This window comes from Thermanaerothrix solaris (assembly GCF_032334255.1).
GTDB lineage: Bacteria > Chloroflexota > Anaerolineae > Anaerolineales > Anaerolineaceae > Thermanaerothrix > Thermanaerothrix solaris.
On the sequence record NZ_JAUHMF010000002.1, the window covers coordinates 1163761 to 1181726 of the forward strand.

The window sequence follows — 17966 nt, forward strand, 5'->3', positions numbered from 1 at the left end:
ATCCTCCCCAACAAGATGCACCGCAGGTCAGTCGGCCGGAACCGGTTGAGGGCGGTGGGCTTTGGCTTCACCGCGGCGCACACCCAGCATCATCAGCAATGCCATCATCATGAAGATAGGAGCCACAATCATGATCAGGGCGTAATTCTCGCCGCTTAATTGAATGATCCAGCCATTGAGGTTGGGGCCGACGATGGCGGCAAGGGTGGAAAACAAGTAGTAAAGACCGGTGTAGGTGCCAATATGAAGGTCGTCAGTCATGTCCACCACCATGGGCAACGAGTTGATATTAATGAGCGCCCAAGCGATTCCCGCAACCATAAGCGACAACCCGGCGACGGGTACATTGCCGACCACCGGTAAGCGGAAAAGAGAGGTGTTTAACACCGCAACCGGGGTGAAGAAGAGCACCAGCATGACCGAAGTTAACAGGATAATCCCGCTGATAATCGTATTGCGGCGACCTAAGCGACTACCTAAGAAACCCGCCGGAAGGGCAAAAAGCACAAACAAGAGGGAGAGTTGTCCTAAGAGACGCGCGCCATCTGCTTCTGAGATGCCCAAGTGGTTGACGGCGTAAAGGGTGAAGAAGGCTTCGATGGCATTATAGGCCACAAACCAGAAAAAGATTGCCAACAAGATGCGCAAGGCACTCTTTTCTTCCGCTGCAATCACTTGACGTAGGCCGTGCCACAGGCTGGGTTGGGTTTGGTCGGTGACCTCATACTCTTGGGGTTCGCGAATGAAGGCAAAGACCATGAGCGTAGCCAGGATCACTAGTGCAGATCCTAGCCAGAAGGGGTAGTTGGGATTCATCTCATATAGGGTTGCGCCGATTAAAAAGGCGATAATTGCGCCCACACCACCCATAAAATTGATGATCCCGTTGGCCTGTGAGCGATACCGGGAAGGGGTGATATCTGGCATGAGGGCAACCACCGGTGTTCGCCAAAAGGCCATGCTGAGGATAAGGGTGATGGTGCAAGCCATAAAGAAGGGGAGAAAAGTTTGTAAGGGGATTAAACCGAAGGCTAAGGCTGAGATTGGGGCTCCGGCCAGGATGAAGGGCAAACGCCGACCAATCGGCGTGCGTAAGCGATCTGACCAGGCGCCGACTGGGGGCTGAATGAAAAGCGCGGTAAGGTTATCCAGCGTCATAAAAAATCCGATAATACCGGGAGGGATATGAAAACGATTGTGCAGAAAGATGGGGACGTAAGCGTTGTAAACGCTCCAAATGACACTGACGCCGAAGAAACCAAAACCGAGCAAAAAGATTTTGCCGAAAGAGAAGCGCGGTTTCATGGATTTTGGATTTCCTTTCCGGGTGGAGGGTATGTGGAATCAGGTTGGTCAGATGTGAGGGATGACGAACCTGCTTGTTGCTCTAACCGCTCAAGAAATTGGCGGTCAGCGTCACTGAGAGAGGCTTTTTGAAGTAAATCAGGGCGACGTTGCCAGGTGCGCAAAAGGGCTTGCTCTCGCCGCCAGCGTGCAATTGCGGCATGGTTTCCGGAGAGAAGGATTTCCGGTACTCGCCAGCCGCGGAACTCGGCTGGGCGGGTGTACTGAGGGTATTCTAGCAAACCACTGGCAAACGAGTCGTCAATGGCCCCATCGGGGTCACCAAGCACGCCGGGAATCAAACGGCTGACGCTATCAATAATGACCAGTGCAGGCAACTCCCCACCCGTTAGCACATAGTCTCCGATTGAAATTTCATCTGTCACCAGGTGCTCACGAACCCGTTCATCTATCCCTTCGTAATGACCGCAAAGAAGGGCGATTTGAGGTAGAGTTGCCAATTCTCGCGCGATATCTTGGTTGTACGTGCGCCCCTGAGGAGATAGTAAGATTAATGGGCAGGATGGTGGAATCCCCAAAACGGTCTCTACGGCGCGAAAAATGGGCTCGGGTTTCATCACCATACCACCCCCGCCCCCAAAGGGGGTATCATCGGCGGTGCGGTGCTTATCCGTGGTGTAATCACGGATGTTGTGGATATGGACTTCGATTAAGCCGCGTTGAATGGCCCGTTTGAGAATACTTTCCTCGAGATAAGGTTGAATGAGAGTAGGAAAGAGGGTAAAAACATCAAACCGCATAACCTGATTTTATATCTAGCCCCGTAGAATGGGCAAGCCTAGGCGTGAACGAAGATCTATGTTTATTACCCGTTCAATGTACAATCCTTGACGTTAATTTTAGGGCAAGGTAAGATGAAAACATGTATTTGCGAGGAAGTCGTTTTAACCTCAATCGGCGGCGACGCCGTTCTAATCCGGTACGAGTCGTGGTTTTGATGATTTTGGTGGGAGCAGCGCTGTACTTTAATCAGTTTGTGGTTCCCCAAACCCCACCGCTTTTCGTACCTACTCCAACACCGACCCGTGCTCCTGAATCCTATGCCCAAGAGGCTGAACAACTGGTTAGCCAGGGCAAGTTTTTGCCTGCAATTCAACTCTATCGAGAGGCGCTTTTAGTAGACCCGCGTAATCCTGCCTACCATTTGGCACTGGCCCGTCTCTATATTTACACGAAAAACTACCAGCAGGCCCTCGAAACAGCAGGAAATGCCTTATTGCAGAATCCCAACAATGCTCAGGCGTTGGCTTTGCGCGGTTATGCTTTGGGGCTGATGGGTGATTATCTTCAAGCCGAGGCAGCACTCAATCAGGCGATTGAACTCGATCCGAATAACCCCGTTCCCTACGCTTACTTGGCAGAAGTGTTAGGGCTAAAGGTGCAAAACGGTGAGGGGGATTTAGTGACCTTAAACCGCGCCATAGACCTTTCGCGCAAGGCACAAAGTTTGGGGCCAGATTTACTCGAAACGCATCGGGCACGGGGATTGGTGCTGGAGTTGACCGCCAATTATGCCGATGCGGCGCGTGAATTTGAGGCAGCGATAGCCCAAAACAAGTATATTGCAGATTTGTACCTTGCGCTGGGGCGAAATTACCGCGCTATTCCCGATTATCCCAAAGCCATTCAAGCCTTTGGAAATGCTATTCCGTTGATGCCCACAGACCCCTTGCCTTATATGTACCTTTCGAAAACCTATTTGGCAACTGGTGAACTCACGCGAGCATTGCAGTATGCCGAACAGGCGCTGAGCCATGCCCCTACCGATCCCTATCTCTATGGCAACCTGGGGGTGATCTACTACCGCACCCGGGATTACGTGCGTGCAATTCAATATCTACGCATTGCCGTGCGTGGGGGCACCAGCGAGGATGGACAGGCTGTTCAGGGGCTGGCTTTGGATTATTATCCTATTTCGGAATATTATTACACCTACGGGTTGGCTTTAGCCCGTACGGGTGAATGTGAGGAAGCCGTGCAGATTGCTCGTGCCCTTTTACAGGGTGTGAGCAACGAAGATGTTGCTGTGAGCAACGCGCAAGAAATTATTAATATTTGTGGTGGTCAGGTGAGTGGAGCGGCTGCACCTTCGCCGTCTGCCACCCCGTGAAGGTGAAATAAGAATTATGGTGCTCAAAATAGAAGAAAAAAAGCCGCTATTTCGACGGCGGCGTCCCCAAGATAACCCCTACCGGGTAGTGGTTTTGGCTTTCCTGATCCTAGGAGGAATGTTGCTCTTGCGTGCTTATGATGCACGTGCGATTCAGCCCTTATTTATGCCAACACCCACTCCCACGCGTGCGGCTAATTCTTACGCTTTGGAAGCCGAAACGCAATTTTTAGCCGGTAACTTAGGTGCGGCGATTGAAGCCTATCAAAAGGCGGCCCAAATTGATCCTCAAAATGCGCGTTTGTATGCTGAACTGGCCCGCATCCAAACCTATTCATCCAGCCTGTTAACTACTGACGCCGAACGTAAAACGCGACTTCAAGAAGCCTTACAAAACATCAACAAGGCAGCAGAACTGAACCCGGATGATACCTTGGTTCATGCGATCCGTGCGTTTGTGCTGGATTGGAATGCCAACCCGGTGCTAGCAGGTGAGGAAGCGCCGCGACTACTGGTGGAAGCCGAGCAGGCTGCTCTACGCGCGCTGCAATTGGATAGCCAAAATGCGTTGGCGTTAGCCTATTACACTGAGGTGTTGGTGGATCAGCAAAAGTGGGGGCAGGCTGAAGAGTATATCCAGATTGCGTTGCAACGTGATCCATCTCTCATGGATGTGCATCGGGTGAGTGGATACGTACAGGAATCTTTGAGCAATTACGAAGGGGCAATCCAGGAGTATCTCCAAGCCATAAAGATTACCCCTAACTTCACCCCGTTATATATCGCCATTGGGGCCAATTTACGTCAGTTGAAGCGCTACGACGAGGCGCTTGAATACTTTGCGAAAGCCGTGGAAATTAACCAGCGCCTTGGAGTTAAGGATCCTATTCCTTATCTCTCGATTGCGAAAACCTATTCTCAAAAAGGGGAGTTCTTTGCGGCAGCGCTGAATGTGCGGGCGGCGTTGGAGATGATCCCGGACAATCCGGATGTATATGGCCAGTTGGGGATGGTTTATTTCAAGTCGCGTAATTACGAAAGCGCGATTCCAGCGCTGAAGTGCGCGGTGCGCGGGTGCTCAGCGGAAGAATCGTGTGAGGTGCGGCGCTGTAACCCTGAGACTGACCGTCCTATGGCAATTCAGGGGTTGCCACTGAGCGATAGCACTGTGGTGTATTACTACACTTATGGGGCAGCGCTGGCGGGAATGCATCGCCCTTCGAATAATTACTGTGCAGAGGCCATGCAAGTGTTGGCCGAGGTGCGACAGGCTTATGCGCAGGACGCGGTGGTCATGGGCATTGTTGAGCCGAGTGAACGCATTTGTGAGTCATTTGGTTACACCCGTCCTTAGAGAGCGCCATTAAGTATCAGAGTTTTATAAGAATCGCTTAAAACCTCTTGACTTCTGCTCTGAAGATGAGTATGATACAGGGCGGTTTAGCACTCTCGAGCCATGAGTGCTAAAATGTCGGATCAATCAACCCAATTCTCGAACGGGAGGTATCTATGAGTGTCAATCTCAAGCCGCTTGGTAGCCGTGTCGTTGTTGAACCGATCGAAGAAGAAGAAGTAACTGCTGGGGGTATTGTATTGCCCGAAACGGCAAAAGAGAAACCGCAGAAAGGCAAAGTACTCTCCGTTGGCCCGGGTGATCGGGATGAATCGGGCAAGCGCATTCCGTTGGATGTCAATGTTGGGGATACGGTGCTGTTTGCCAAATATGCGGGCACCGAAGTGAAGGTTGAGGGTAAGAAACTCCTCATCCTGCGCGAAAGCGATATTCTGGCCATTATCGAAACCAAATAATCTTACATGAAAGGAGCGTGCTATGGGAGCAAAGCAACTGGTTTTCTCGGATGATGCACGGCGTCGTCTGAAAGCAGGTATTGATATTCTGGCGAACGCAGTAGTAACTACGTTGGGCCCGAAAGGGCGTAATGTAGCCTTAGATCGCAAATTCGGTGCACCCACCATCACCCATGACGGTGTAACCGTGGCGAAGGAACTGGAACTGGAAGATCCCTTTGAGAATATGGGTGTACAACTGCTCAAGGAAGCGGCAACCAAGACCAACGATATTGCGGGTGATGGTACGACGACCTCCACATTACTGGCTCACTCAATCGTTACCGAAGGCTTAAAGGCTCTCGCCGCGGGTGTCAATCCGATGCTACTCAAGCGTGGGATTGAGGCTGCTACCAAAGCCGTCTCGGAGGAAATTAAGAAACAGGCCATTGCGATTAACTCGAAAGAGGATATTGCCAACGTAGCGACTATTTCAGCCCAGGACCGCACCATTGGCGAACTGATCGCTGAGGTCATGGACAAAGTCGGCAAGGATGGTGTCATCACGGTCGAAGAGTCCAAGGGCCTGGAGTTCGAAACCGAATACGTTGAAGGTATGCAGTTTGACCGCGGCTACATCTCGCCCTATTTCATCACCGATCCGGAGCACATGGAAGCGGTGGTGAATGAACCCTACATCCTCATCCATGATAAGAAGATCTCTGCCGCGGCGGATATCGTTCCGATCCTGGAGAAACTGGTTCAAATTGGCAAGCGCGATCTGGTCATCATCGCCGAGGATGTGGACGGCGAGGCACTGGCGACCCTGGTGCTCAACAAGCTCCGCGGTATGCTCAACGTGCTGGCCGTCAAGGCGCCTGGTTTCGGTGACCGCCGCAAGGCCATGTTGCAGGATATTGCCATCCTCACCGGTGCGACCGTGATCTCGGAAGAAACTGGCCGCAAGTTAGAGACTGCGACCATTGCCGATTTGGGCCGCGCCGAGAAGGTGGTGGCGGATAAAGACAATACCACCATTGTGGGCGGCAAGGGCGATGAGAAGATGATTAAAGCCCGCATTGAGCAGATCCGGGTTGAGATCGAGAAGACCACCAGCGACTATGATCGTGAGAAACTGCAAGAACGCTTGGCGAAACTCGCCGGTGGTGTAGCGATCATCCGCGTGGGTGCCGCGACTGAAACCGAGTTGAAAGAGAAGAAGCACCGCGTTGAGGATGCCCTCTCGGCAACCCGTGCCGCGGTTGAGGAAGGTATCGTGCCGGGTGGCGGTGTTGCTCTGATTAATGCCATCCCTGCGCTCGATAAGGTTAAGATGGAATACGAAGATGAACAGATGGGCGTCAACATCGTCCGCAAGGCGTTGGAGATGCCGCTGCGCAAGATCGTGGAAAACGCGGGCAAGGATGGCTCGGTGATCCTGGAGGGCGTCCGCCAGGCCCAGAAAGCGCAGAACAACAAGAATATCGGTTACGATGTGCTGCGCGAGGAGTACATTGATATGGTCAAGGGCGGTGTCATTGACCCGGCCAAAGTCACCCGTGGCGCGTTGGAGAATGCGGCTTCCATCGCGGGCATGATCCTGACGACCGAAGCGTTGATCACGGACGTGCCGGAGAAAGAGAAGCCCTCGACACCGCCGATGCCCGAATACTAAACCGTTTAGAATGGAACGATGGCCGTGGCGCACTCGCTGCCACGGCCATTTTATTTCACCGTTTGCGGGTATAATCAGGACGATGTTGCGCAGATTGGGTTATCTGTTGATTGTGCTCGGATTACTGGGCCTAAGCAGCTGCCAAAGCAGCCCCAACCAGGGTAGCGCTACACCAGTTGAGTTGTCACGTCCAGAGGCCACCTTGACCCCTGTTCCAACCCCAACGGTAACGCCTGAACCTCTGGCGTTGCGGGTCAACGGGGTAGGGATCACTCTCCGCGAGTTTAACGCTGAACGCCAGCGCTTACGAGCGGCTGCTGAGGCGTTAGGCCAGGTGCTCGATGCTTCGACCGAACGCGAAAAATTGGTCAACGAGTTTGTAAATGAATTACTCTTAGCACAGGCGGCGTATGCAAGTGGTTACCAGGATGATGAGGCCGTTCTCGAAACGAAAATCTCGGCTCTGAAAACTACGCTGGGGGGCGAGGTGGCCTGGCAGCAGTGGTTGACCGCTCATGGCTATTCGGAGGTGGATTATCGTCAGGCCCTGGCGCGTGCCCTGGCGGCGGCATGGCAACGAGATCAGATCATAGAGGCCGTGCCTCAGACCACCGAACAAGTTCACGTGCGTCAGATTCTGACCCGCGATCAGTCTACTGCGGAGGCTTATTATCGTCAATTGCAGGCTGGTGGCGATTTTGATACTCTGGCCTTCCAAATTGATCCGGTAACTGGAGGGGATCTGGGGTGGTTCCCACGCGGTTATATGACCCGACCCGAATTGGAAGCCGCCGTCTTCGCCCTTGAACCGGGACAATTTACCCCTGTGATTCAGACTGACCTGGGATTTCACATTCTTAAACTTATTGCCCGAGATCCTCAACGCCCATTGAGCGTTGATGCCCGACGCGTCCTCCAACATCAGGCCTTGCAGCAATGGTTAGACGAACGGCGTCAGACGGCAGAGATTGAAATCTGGGTGCCATAATTTCAAGAGATTGGGGAATGGCTGTGTTGCCTGAACAATCACCGCGGGATCCAGACCTTTTATGGAATGTGCTAACCTTACTGGTGTGGTTGGGTATTTTCGGTGTGATCCTTTTTGTTGGTTTGATTTATATTAATCCCCATTCGCCGCTTAACCCGTTTCCACCTCGTCCTGTACCCACCTTGTTAGTGCTTCCTACGCAAGAAGTGTCTCTAGAATCCACCTCGAATTTAACCGAGACACCTGCAGCGACATTAGTACCTACCGCGGTTCCAACTTTTACCCCTACACCCCAGCCGACTCTTGTCGAGGGTACCCCATTGCCTGAAGTAGCCTCTACGGCGACGCCAACACCATCATATGGTTATGCCTTTGCGGTGCAAAATCAACCGAATGTAATTGCGGCTTCGCTTTATCACCCTGAGCGCACTTGTGATTGGATGGGTGTGGCTGGGCGCGTTTTTGATCTTCAAGGCCGCCCAGCAGTGGGTATACGGGTTTGGCTGCGAGGTTATCTAGGGGGTAAGATGGTCAATTTGTTCAGTCTGACCGGAACGGCAAGTCTTTATGGTCCTTCGGGTTACGAGTTTACGTTAGCCGATGCACCTATAGCCTCGCGAGGGGCGCTGGCAATTCAATTGTTAGATCAGGCGGATTTGCCCCTTTCACCCCAAATTACATTTGATACGTATGATGATTGCGAAAAGAATTTGATCTTAATTGACTTTAAACAGGTGCGTTAAAACTTTCCAGGAAAATGTCTTCATCATTGGCGATTAGCCCCTCTGAAAGCGAACTGCTTGGCAGAGCCATGACACCCCCGGGTGCGAAATAAGAAAAATCGAATTGCACTGGCTCGCCTGCGTCCTTGCCCGGAATCGGCATCAGGCGAGCAGTGAGCGGTTTGCGAAGGCGGGCTGACAGAAAAGCCAGATCAGCAAGTAGAGCAGTGAGTTGAGCCACAGAGGTGTTGCCCGGCAGAGGGACGGTATCCAGGCCGGTGCCGCAAACTGCCGAGAACAGAAGAAGGTCTTTTATCGTAAGTGTACCTTCGAGGGCGCGCTGGGCCAGCGTGGTATCTTCCAGTACCGGGAGCATGAGCCCGTTGAACCCACTTCGCAGCCAGCGTCCTCGGCTCAGGGTTTCGGCGAGGAGCGCGGCGGCACTCAACGAGCCAATGCTTCCCAAACGCGAAGCGCCTATGTGTTCCAAGGCAGCGCCAATGGAGCAGGAGGGGGAGGGAAAGGGCGCGGGTGAGAAGTCGTACCCCGCAAAAGTAGCCTGTGTGTCAAGCACGGGGGTTATCTGGGTTGTAAGGTTCGTGGCAAAGGCCTCAAAACGTTCTAGAAGTACCCGCCGTTTTTCATTCCAAGTGAGGGGTTGAGAGACAATTTCTAAGACCACATCTGCGCTTTCGATGGCCAACGCTAGAGCGGGAGAATGACCTGCCGCATGATAGGCAGCCGGAAAGAAGGGCGTTCCCGAGGGGACATTTGCCAGAGCGGCGAAACGAAGATTGGTGAAACCGTCAGGGGTTAATGTAGCAGCCTGGCGGATGATTTCACCGCAGGCACGCAATGCTTTAAGAGACACACCCAAATTGGGGTCTGCGATTTGGGCTGCCACGAAGGTGTGAAGGAATTGATCAAGTACCGGAATGACCAGAGCATATGAAATGGGGTGCGTGAGCAGTGCCGGGCCAATGCCAAGATAATCGAATCCCTGATCTATGGCTTCTTTTTCCAATTCTTTGATCTGGTGAATGGCCTGTTGGGTGTGGGTGAGGTCAAGCCAGAGCGGGAAAGGGGTCGTGGCGATGCGGCAGGTTTGGACTTCAATGCCGGCTTCTTGCAACCGTTGTTTGAGGCTTTGGCTCAGGTGTCCTAGATGGCGTATTGTCGAAACGGGTTCTTGTAAGTTAGGGTCAAAAAAGCAGGTGATCGCACGAACCTTCATGATGTTTGCCTCTGACGAACGACTTCGAAAAGCAATATGGCCGCGGCTATCGCTGCGTTTAAAGATTCGCTCTGGCCCGGCATGGGAATAGTTAGCCGGGTGTCTGCGTAGTGGTGTGCCTCAGGGCTGGGGCCTTCGGCTTCGCTACCGATAACCAGGAGTAAGGGCTGGCGCAGGTCATAATCCCAGTAAGGGATACCTCCTTGCGCTTCAGCCAGTAAAACGCGTGCGGGTTGAGGAGTGCGTTGCTTGGCCAGCGCTTCGATTTCAGGCCATTTTAACTCATGAATGGGGAGATAAAAATGGGCTCCCATGGCTGCGCGTACCACTTTGGGTGCGAACAAATCTGTGGTCCCTGGAATGGTGATGACCACGTCTACCTTGGCAGCCCAGGCGGTGCGAAGCAAGGTACCAGCGTTACCAGGATCTTTTATCCCGTCTAAAACCAGTCCAAAATCCCAATGGGTGGGAAAGGTGAGGTAGTGAATGGGGAGCACGCACAAGATGCCTTGAGGGGTTTCGGTATCCGCAAGGCTTGCCATTAGCTCTGGGCTCACCTTGTGCAGGGTCACCCCTTGGGAGCGAAAATGATCTAACAAGCGTTGGCCGCGTTCACTAAGTTGTTCACTGTAGAGCACGTACTGTGGATGCCACCCAGCCCTGACAATTTCTTCGCATAGGCGAACACCTTCGGCCACGAATAACCCCTTTTCCTCCCGCTCGTGCCGGCGTTCAATTAAAGCGCGTACTTCACGGAAACGTGCATTATGACGGGAGTGAATCACCGGCTCTGGTTGAGACCGATTGGGTATTTCGCCAGGTTTCGAAGGCTTCAAGGAAAACCTCGAGGGTAGGGGCATCGTAGAGGGTGATCCGAACTAGCCTGATCGGAGATTGAGGATTCTGGGAGAAGTGGTCGTGGATAGTTTGAAAAAAGATCTGGGCTGCAAACGCTTTGGGTACACCGAAGATCCCGGTGGAGAGGGCTGGGAAGGCTAATGATTGTAGCCCCAATGTTTCAGCCAGGTGCAGGCTACCCTGGATGGCAGCGCGGAGTTTTTGAGCCTCTTCGCCTTCCCCCCATACCGGTCCAACGGCGTGGATAATGTATCGAAATGGCAATCGCCCGGCGTGGGTGTAAGCCGGGTTGGCATGGGTGACCGGGCCATGCTCGCGCACCCAGGCATCACTTTCTTCTTGAATTTGCGGTCCCCCTTTGCGTAAGATAGCACCTGCTACGCCACCTCCGTGTTGAAGCATGGCATTGGCGGCATTAACAATGGCCTCTACATCTTCAGCGGTGATATCACCTTGGGCAATTTCCAGGCATTGCCCACCGGGAAACACATACCGAGACTTGATTTGGGATCCCATTCTTGTGCCTCGCTGCGGTAAAAAATTATAGCACAGCGGACAACGAAAAACGTGGGGTAGATTGCAGACCCCACGTTTTCTTACCTGCCTTCTTTGTTTTGGCGGTTACAAAGCGGCTTGTGCTTTTGCCACCACCGCAGCGAATGCCTGTGGGTCGCGGACGGCCAGGTCAGCCAGGACTTTGCGGTTGAGGTTGATGTTGGCCTTCCGCAAGGCATAAATTAACCGACTATAGGTAGTGCCGTTCAACCGCGCGGCAGCGTTTATCCGCGCAATCCACAACTTGCGTAAATCGCGCTTGCGCTGTCGCCGATCGCGATAGGCATACCACAGGCTCTTGAGCATTGCCTCGTTTGCCCGTCGAAAGAGACGATGGCGGGTGCCAAACTGACCTTTGGTGAGTTTGAGCACTTTCTTGTGTCGCAGATGGCTGTGTGGACCACCTTTTACACGCATAACACTCTCCTTTGCGAACCCCTGGGCGCCAGTGCTTTAGCACCCGTTGCGAACACCCAGCAGCCGCATGAATAGAATTAATCGTTTTTCTCGAGGTACGGTGCCAAGCGATGAATCCGCTGGATGATCTTCTTCCCCTGGACCGGGATCATTTCGGTGAAGAGGGCTTTAGTGCGTTTGGAGGTGCGGCGACGCAGGTGGCTTTTACCCCCCTTGGTCCGTACCAGGGTACCCGATCCGGTTAAACGGAAACGCTTAGCAGTTGCTTTATGGGTTTTGAGTTTAAACTTCTTTCCTGGTTTTACTTTGCGAGGCACGGCTCACATCTCCTCTCACAAAAAGATAAGGCAGGTAACGATGCGCGAAGGCGCATTATACCATAAAAAAAGCCATCTTGTGGGGAAAAAGAGGAATTCAGGCGCTCGCAGTGTCCTTGGCCTCGACTTGGGGGTTGGGGGTGCCCTCAGCCCCGGATGTTGGGGTCGCCTTCTTTTTCCCACCTTTAGCCGGCGCCAATACCATGGTCATGGCTTTGCCTTCAAGGGTGGGCATTTGTTCAATGACCGAAACATCGGCCAATTCGGCTGCGATTTCCTTAAGATCCTCTAATGCAATTTCAGGATAGGTGATCTCTCGCCCGCGGAAGCGGATCGTCACGCGGACCTTCATGCCCTCTTGCAGCCAGCGCCGCGCATCCCGGGTTTTGAAGGAACGGTGATGTTCGTTGGTCTTGGGGCGCAAGCGGATTTCTTTGACCTCAATCTTGGTCTGGGCCTTGCGGGCTTCACGCTCTTTTTTGGTTTTCTCGTAGAGGAACTTGCCGAAATCCATCACCCGGCATACGGGTGGGTTGGCGGTGGGGGCGACTTCAACCAGATCTAATTCGGCTTCGCGTGCTATTCGGAGCGCCTTTTCAATGGGCACGACCCCCAGATTCTCGCCATTGGGCCCTATCAGACGCACCTCTGGGACGCGAATCGCCTCGTTTACGCGGTAATTTGTCGTGCTAATGGTTCTCTCCTTTCTCCTCGCTGGAATTTTGGGGTAATCAAATCAGTCCGTGGCAACGGACCGATTGTAATTAGATATTACCATACCTGTTTTGAGCATGTCAACTGAAATTTGCAGGGAGCTTGACCTCATTAATGTTCCCTCTACTGCTCGAGCCAGATGGTCACCGGACCATCGTTCAGAATATTCACGAGCATATGGGCGCCAAAAACGCCTTGTTGCACGGGGATGCTATAGGATTTCAGTTGTTCTACGAAAGCCTCTACCAGAGGACGAGCCACATCGGGTGGGGCAGCCTGAGTAAATGATGGGCGATTCCCTTTTCGCGTATCGGCATAAAGGGTGAACTGGGAGACGACTAGCGCTTCCCCTTTCACCTCCTGGATAGAAAGGTTCATCTTGCCGGCGTCATCTTCAAAGACGCGTAAAAAAGCAATCTTACGTGCCAGAGCGGCCGCTTTCTCGGGAGTATCCTCTAGCCCCACGCCCAGCAGAATGGCGAAACCAGGCCCGATATGGGCCACGGTTTGGCCCTCTACCTGAACACTAGCTTCACGCACGCGTTGGAGCAGTGCCCGCATCAGGGTAACCCAATTGCTTCACGGACTTCCCGGATGGTTTGTTCGGCGATCACGCGCGCTCGCGCGGCGCCTTGGTGTAAGATGTCCCAAATCGTGTCTGGGTTTTGAGCAAGACCAGCCCGTTTTTCGCGGAACGGTGCCAAGTGCTCGTTGAGGTTGCGGGCCAAGAGACGCTTACAATCTACGCACCCGATGCCGGCGCGGCGGCATTCGATATTTACCATTTCGATTTCCTCGGGTTTGGAGAAAACTTTGTGCATGGTGAAGACATTGCATACATCGGGGTTGCCGGGATCGGTACGTCGCACCCGTTGTGGGTCGGTGACCATTTGCATCACCCGCTGTAGGGTTTCTTCAGGTGTTGCGGCAAGTTCGATGTGGTTGTTAAGGCTTTTGCTCATCTTTTGTTGGCCGTCTATACCAAGGACTTTGGGCACCTCAGTCACCTTCATCTCTGGCTCAATGAGCACCTGGGTATTGTAGCGGTAATTAAAAGATCGCACGACTTCGCGCGCGAACTCGATATGAGGAGCTTGATCTAACCCTACGGGTACCAGATTGGCTTTGTAAAGGGCAATATCAGCGGTCATCAGCACCGGGTAGCCTACCAGCCCGTAATTCACGTTATGGGGTTGTTGACGTGCTTTTTCCTTAAAAGTAGGAAGGTCGGTCAACTTTCCTAATGGGGTGACCATTGAAAGGTAGGTGTGCAGTTCCATGACCTGTGGCACGTGTGACTGCACGAAGATGATGCTTTTTTCAGGGTCAATCCCGGCGGCCAACCAATCCAGCGCCATCTCATAGGTGTTCTGGCGCAGTTCCTGCGTAGTTTCTAGTGTGGTCAGGGCGTGGACATCTACAATACAGTAAATGCAGTCATAATCTTCCTGGAGCGCTACATAATTGCGGATAGCGCCCAGGTAGTTGCCAAGATGTTGGCGGCCTGTGGGGCGAGCCCCGGAAAAGACACGACCTTTTTTCTGATTCATCCTTGTCCTTCCTGTAAAAATTTTTTCACCAAAGTTAAGATTTCACCCGGTTCGGCGTGTCGCCCGGTCTTTAGTTTGGAATAAACCAGATGATCATTTACCGTGACCTCGAACCGTCCACCGTCTGAAGGGATGACCGTGATGGACTCGATCTCGGGTTCGAAATTCTTCAACAATTCAGCCATCAGACCGATGGCGCGATCTGTGTAGTGTCAAACCGCGCAGTATTCGATGTTAATCCTAAGCAACATTGTTCCTTCCCTCTTCGGATTTAGTGTGGCAAAAATTATAATCCAAGCGCGGAGTTTGGTAAAATGCAAAAGCGATGCACTGGTTTCCCGAAGGTATCCCTTGGTCAAAGCGTGTATTAGATTTGTTGTTGGTCCTTTTGGGGATGGTTATTGCATTGCCCCTCATGGGATTGATTGCCCTGGCTATTTTGCTGTTCGATGGTCCGCCTGTCTTTTTTTGTCAACCGAGGCCTGGTTATAAGGGACGGATCTTTAAATTATATAAATTTCGCACGATGCGCGAAGCCTATGATGCCAACGGTAACCTACTTCCGGATGCGCAACGCCTGACGCCGTTGGGGCAGTTTTTACGGGCGACTTCGCTGGATGAGTTACCCGAACTTTTTAATGTCTTGCGTGGGGAGATGAGCCTGGTGGGGCCGCGCCCGCTTTTAGTGGCTTATCTGGAGCGCTATACCCCGGAACAGATGCGACGACATGATGTTTTACCGGGAATAACCGGTTGGGCGCAAGTTAATGGGCGTAATGCGCTCTCTTGGGAAGACAAGTTCCGTTTAGACGTCTGGTATGTTGATCACTGGTCATTATGGCTGGACCTAAAAATCCTGGCTTTGACGGTCTGGAAAGTCCTGCGGCGCGAGGGAATCAATCAGCCAGGACAGGCAACCATGGAAGAATTCATGGGGTCTTCTGCACAGGATCAAGGAGGCGTCAAAGGATAGACCCAACCGGCTTGAAGGTCTTTGATAACCTGTTCGGCTAACCTTTGCCGTCCGGGGGTAAGCCACTGGGCATTGATATCTTTTAATGTAATGGGGACTGTGATGGTTGTGGCTTGTTTTTCTATCAACGCGGCTTGCCATGCCGTTTCCAGCCCTTGCTCAAGGTCAAACGTAACCGTGACAGCCCAGTTCGATGGCGGTTTCTGAGGCAGCGCGGTGCCCAGCAATCTCCAGCCGGTTGATTCAAGCACCGGCAGGTAGTCAGGGATAAGCAGATCCGCGGGGACAAACAGTGTCTCCAGGCGATTCTTGTTAAGGTCAGCCAATGTGGTTTGTAACGTATCTGCGGTAGCATTAGGAGTGAGACTCGCAGAGACAGGGAAGGTAACGATAGGACCATAAGCGGGCACACAGCGTCCACATAAATAGAAAGCACCGTTGCGGAACGCCTGAGCCGTGGTATCTGCATCCCCGGGAAGTAAGGCGCCAGCGCGAAAATCGGGTGCAATCAGCACTGCAAGATAACCGGCCAAAAAATAAAGGTGGTCGTCGCGTAGAAGTACTTGGGTGAGGTTAGGCGATTCCGGTAGGGGGGCATTGGCGATAAAAATAAATGGGAGATCAGGATGTTGGGCGACAAGGGCATTGACATCGAAAGTTGAGGAAAGAAGAACGACCAGGGCTGTGCTTGAGTCGCCAGCGTTGATTTGAGCGTTGCTCTGAACTTCGATCTCCCACCCTTGGCTGGTTGTCCGTTCGCGGATCCAGGTAATGACACGATCTTCCCAAGGATTGCCCTCACTGATGATTATCACCTTTGAACGGGGAGAGGTAGTCGGGGTGGGGGTTAAGGGTATTTCAGTAGAAGATGGGGACGCAGGTGCTGTTTCGGTGGATATGAGTGATGGCGAGGATACGGCGGGGGCGCACGCCACCAGGGTAACAAGTAAAACGAATAGGATTAAGGGGGCGAGTTTTGGATTGCGCATAGTGCTTATTTTACCGCGAAGATCATCAGGATGCTCTGTATTATAATAATCGCATGATTGAACTCAGAATCCCTGGTCGTGGAACGCTTCAATTGGAGCACCTGGTCTGTGATGTTAATGGGACCCTGGCCCTGGATGGTCAATTAATTGATGGGGTGTATCGCAGTTTGAATCTATTACGCGACCGCTTAGCCATCCACTTGATCACAGCTGATACCCATGGTCGGCAAACTGCGATTGATCACCATCTGAACCTCAAAGCCGTGCGCTTGACGCCGGGGAACGAAGCGGCTCAGAAGGCGGCTTTTGTTCGCCAGTTAGGCGCAGAGCGCGTTGTTGCCATTGGGCAAGGGGCGAATGATGCCGAGATGTTACGCGAGGCGGGTCTGGGTATTTGTGTTTTATCGCGCGAAGGGGTGGCTGTTCCCACCTTGCTGGCGGCAGATGTTGTGGTGCCGGATATCCTAACGGCGCTTGAACTTTTGGAACGCCCGATGAGACTTGTGGCTACGTTGCGCCAATGAACCTGCCAACGAGCGAACCGCTTCCACCAGAACCCGAGCCCCAGGCTGTAGGGCCTCAACCTTCGCCGCGCACTCGGTCTACACCCAAAGGACGGGACTGGGAGGCGCGGTTGGAAAATTTGCAACATCAGTTAAGCGCAGGCTTTGATTTCTACCTGGCAGCTCTGTTGTGCGCCTTATTGCTTGGGGTAGCCTTTGTATCCGATACCCCGGTTATGTATTTTATGGCACTGTTGGTCAGTCCCTTTCTCGGGCCGGTGTTCGGGGCTCTTCTGGTCGTCTTTGGGGGAACGACTGCGTTTCTGCTCAATACGCTGGGCGGTTTGCTCTTTATAGGGGCGGCAACTCTGGGAGCAGGGGCTGTTTCGGGGTGGCTTCAGACCATGCTCTCACCTGGCTGGCAACCTGCTTTGATCGGCTTTTATGGACGCTGGGGTGGGTTAGAGTGGGTTATTACTGCCCTGGGGAGTGCATTAATCACGTTCTTGCTGGCCCGGGCACCTCGTCAACGCCCTTTGGTGGTTAACCTGGTGCTGGCCTATGGTCTTTTATTGCCTCTGGGGGTCGCTGGCTATGGATGGGGAGGACACAAACCGGAGCTCTTTACAAGTGGCATACGGACGGCCGGCTTGCATCTTTTTACAATATGGTTTGTATCCTGGTGCACGTTTCTGGTGTTGCGTTGGCGCCCCCGCGTGTGGGGATATGGTTTAGGGGTAATTCTATTGGTAGGAATTGTCGGGTTCTCCAACATAATTCCCGGTGTACCAGTTCAAAACCATCCAAAATCTGTTTTGACCCCAACGGGGACGACCGTCGTTATAATGCAACCTACTGCAACCTTCTCGCCCCGCCCACTGGCAACTCCAACCCCACTTCCTCCCACGCCCACCACGCAGGCACCCTTAAAGTCCTCACTGACCCCATCGGCGACCTTCACGTCAGTACCTACCCCGGTATGGGCACGGGTGGCGGCACGGGTTGGAGGGGGGGCATTTGTGCGCGAATCACCAAATGGTCAGGTATTGACGTCATTACTGAATGAAACCCTGGTGCAGGTGATCTCTGATCCGGTAGCGGGAGAAGGGGGAGTTCTATGGGTTAAGATTCGCACCCAGCAGGGGGTTGAAGGTTGGATCATGCAATCCTTGCTTGCTACGGCTACGCCCATGCCGGCATGGTAAATT

Annotated in this window: 20 protein-coding genes and 1 pseudogene; 9 read left to right on the forward strand and 12 right to left on the reverse strand. The window is 53.0% G+C overall.

Annotated features, from left to right (window positions below):
- Positions 1-27: 27 nt before the first annotated feature.
- Together QYE77_RS13605 and trmD are read right to left on the reverse strand one after the other, a co-directional pair.
- Positions 28-1305: an SLC45 family MFS transporter gene (locus tag QYE77_RS13605; RefSeq protein WP_315625980.1), complete on the reverse strand. Its 1278-nt coding sequence runs from the start codon at positions 1303-1305 to the stop codon at positions 28-30.
- Positions 1302-2105, reverse strand: coding sequence for a tRNA (guanosine(37)-N1)-methyltransferase TrmD (trmD, locus tag QYE77_RS13610; RefSeq protein ID WP_315625981.1), 804 nt, complete (start codon positions 2103-2105; stop codon positions 1302-1304). Before trmD ends, QYE77_RS13605 begins: the two co-directional genes overlap by 4 nt.
- A 122-nt stretch (positions 2106-2227) precedes the next feature.
- On the opposite strand from trmD, the gene QYE77_RS13615 reads away from it, so the two are divergent.
- The 6 genes from QYE77_RS13615 to QYE77_RS13640 all read left to right on the forward strand — a co-directional run bounded on the left by QYE77_RS13615 (position 2228) and on the right by QYE77_RS13640 (position 8669).
- Positions 2228-3475 (forward strand): tetratricopeptide repeat protein, encoded by a 1248-nt coding sequence (locus QYE77_RS13615; RefSeq protein ID WP_315625982.1) that lies wholly within the window; start codon positions 2228-2230, stop codon positions 3473-3475.
- 16 nt (positions 3476-3491) lie between these two features.
- Positions 3492-4829 (forward strand): tetratricopeptide repeat protein, encoded by a 1338-nt coding sequence (locus QYE77_RS13620; protein ID WP_315625983.1) that lies wholly within the window; start codon positions 3492-3494, stop codon positions 4827-4829.
- A gap of 155 nt (positions 4830-4984) precedes the next feature.
- Entirely contained in the window at positions 4985-5284 is a 300-nt protein-coding gene (groES, locus tag QYE77_RS13625; protein ID WP_315625984.1) for a co-chaperone GroES, read from the forward strand.
- A 22-nt stretch (positions 5285-5306) separates the two neighbouring features.
- A complete protein-coding gene (gene groL, locus QYE77_RS13630; RefSeq protein ID WP_315625985.1) occupies positions 5307-6938 on the forward strand; it encodes a chaperonin GroEL in 1632 nt (543 codons plus the stop codon).
- An 82-nt stretch (positions 6939-7020) separates the two neighbouring features.
- A complete protein-coding gene (locus QYE77_RS13635) occupies positions 7021-7926 on the forward strand; it encodes a peptidylprolyl isomerase (protein ID WP_315625986.1) in 906 nt (301 codons plus the stop codon).
- 17 nt (positions 7927-7943) lie between these two features.
- Positions 7944-8669, forward strand: coding sequence for a hypothetical protein (locus QYE77_RS13640; protein WP_315625988.1), 726 nt, complete (start codon positions 7944-7946; stop codon positions 8667-8669).
- On the opposite strand, the gene QYE77_RS13645 is transcribed toward QYE77_RS13640, so the two are convergent.
- From QYE77_RS13645 to QYE77_RS13685, 9 genes and pseudogenes are all read right to left on the reverse strand, one after another.
- Positions 8653-9882, reverse strand: a complete 1230-nt coding sequence (locus tag QYE77_RS13645) for a DUF711 family protein (RefSeq protein ID WP_315625989.1) — start codon at positions 9880-9882, stop codon at positions 8653-8655. The two genes, QYE77_RS13640 and QYE77_RS13645, sit on opposite strands and share 17 nt — an antisense overlap.
- A complete protein-coding gene (locus QYE77_RS13650) occupies positions 9879-10718 on the reverse strand; it encodes a TrmH family RNA methyltransferase (RefSeq protein WP_315625990.1) in 840 nt (279 codons plus the stop codon). Before QYE77_RS13650 ends, QYE77_RS13645 begins: the two co-directional genes overlap by 4 nt.
- A complete protein-coding gene (locus tag QYE77_RS13655; protein ID WP_315625991.1) occupies positions 10648-11256 on the reverse strand; it encodes a macro domain-containing protein in 609 nt (202 codons plus the stop codon). The genes QYE77_RS13650 and QYE77_RS13655 overlap by 71 nt, the downstream gene beginning before the upstream one ends.
- 105 nt (positions 11257-11361) lie before the next feature.
- Positions 11362-11712 (reverse strand): 50S ribosomal protein L20, encoded by a 351-nt coding sequence (rplT, locus tag QYE77_RS13660; protein WP_315625992.1) that lies wholly within the window; start codon positions 11710-11712, stop codon positions 11362-11364.
- Between the two features lie 77 nt (positions 11713-11789).
- Positions 11790-12029, reverse strand: a complete 240-nt coding sequence (locus QYE77_RS13665; protein ID WP_315625993.1) for a large ribosomal subunit protein bL35 — start codon at positions 12027-12029, stop codon at positions 11790-11792.
- Positions 12030-12126: 97 nt separating this feature from the next.
- Positions 12127-12750 (reverse strand): translation initiation factor IF-3, encoded by a 624-nt coding sequence (gene infC / locus QYE77_RS13670; protein WP_315626138.1) that lies wholly within the window; start codon positions 12748-12750, stop codon positions 12127-12129.
- 116 nt (positions 12751-12866) lie between these two features.
- A complete protein-coding gene (gene dtd / locus QYE77_RS13675; protein ID WP_315625994.1) occupies positions 12867-13304 on the reverse strand; it encodes a D-aminoacyl-tRNA deacylase in 438 nt (145 codons plus the stop codon).
- Positions 13304-14293, reverse strand: coding sequence for a tryptophan--tRNA ligase (gene trpS / locus QYE77_RS13680; protein ID WP_315625995.1), 990 nt, complete (start codon positions 14291-14293; stop codon positions 13304-13306). Before trpS ends, dtd begins: the two co-directional genes overlap by 1 nt.
- Positions 14290-14490, reverse strand: a pseudogene (locus tag QYE77_RS13685) (Rdx family protein); the annotation flags it as partial. The pseudogene QYE77_RS13685 and the gene trpS, both read right to left, overlap by 4 nt.
- A 128-nt stretch (positions 14491-14618) precedes the next feature.
- Between QYE77_RS13685 and QYE77_RS13690 the strand changes: the two are divergent.
- Positions 14619-15266, forward strand: a complete 648-nt coding sequence (locus tag QYE77_RS13690; RefSeq protein WP_315625997.1) for a sugar transferase — start codon at positions 14619-14621, stop codon at positions 15264-15266.
- On the opposite strand, the gene QYE77_RS13695 is transcribed toward QYE77_RS13690, so the two are convergent.
- Positions 15245-16255 carry a type 1 periplasmic-binding domain-containing protein gene (locus tag QYE77_RS13695; protein ID WP_315625998.1) on the reverse strand — a complete coding sequence of 337 codons (1011 nt, stop codon included), beginning with the start codon at positions 16253-16255 and terminating at the stop codon, positions 15245-15247. The genes QYE77_RS13690 and QYE77_RS13695 overlap by 22 nt on opposite strands.
- A 53-nt stretch (positions 16256-16308) precedes the next feature.
- Between QYE77_RS13695 and QYE77_RS13700 the strand changes: the two genes are divergently transcribed.
- Positions 16309-16779, forward strand: coding sequence for an HAD family hydrolase (locus QYE77_RS13700; protein ID WP_315625999.1), 471 nt, complete (start codon positions 16309-16311; stop codon positions 16777-16779).
- Positions 16776-17963: an SH3 domain-containing protein gene (locus QYE77_RS13705; protein WP_315626001.1), complete on the forward strand. Its 1188-nt coding sequence runs from the start codon at positions 16776-16778 to the stop codon at positions 17961-17963. The genes QYE77_RS13700 and QYE77_RS13705 overlap by 4 nt, the downstream gene beginning before the upstream one ends.
- Positions 17964-17966 lie beyond the last annotated feature (3 nt).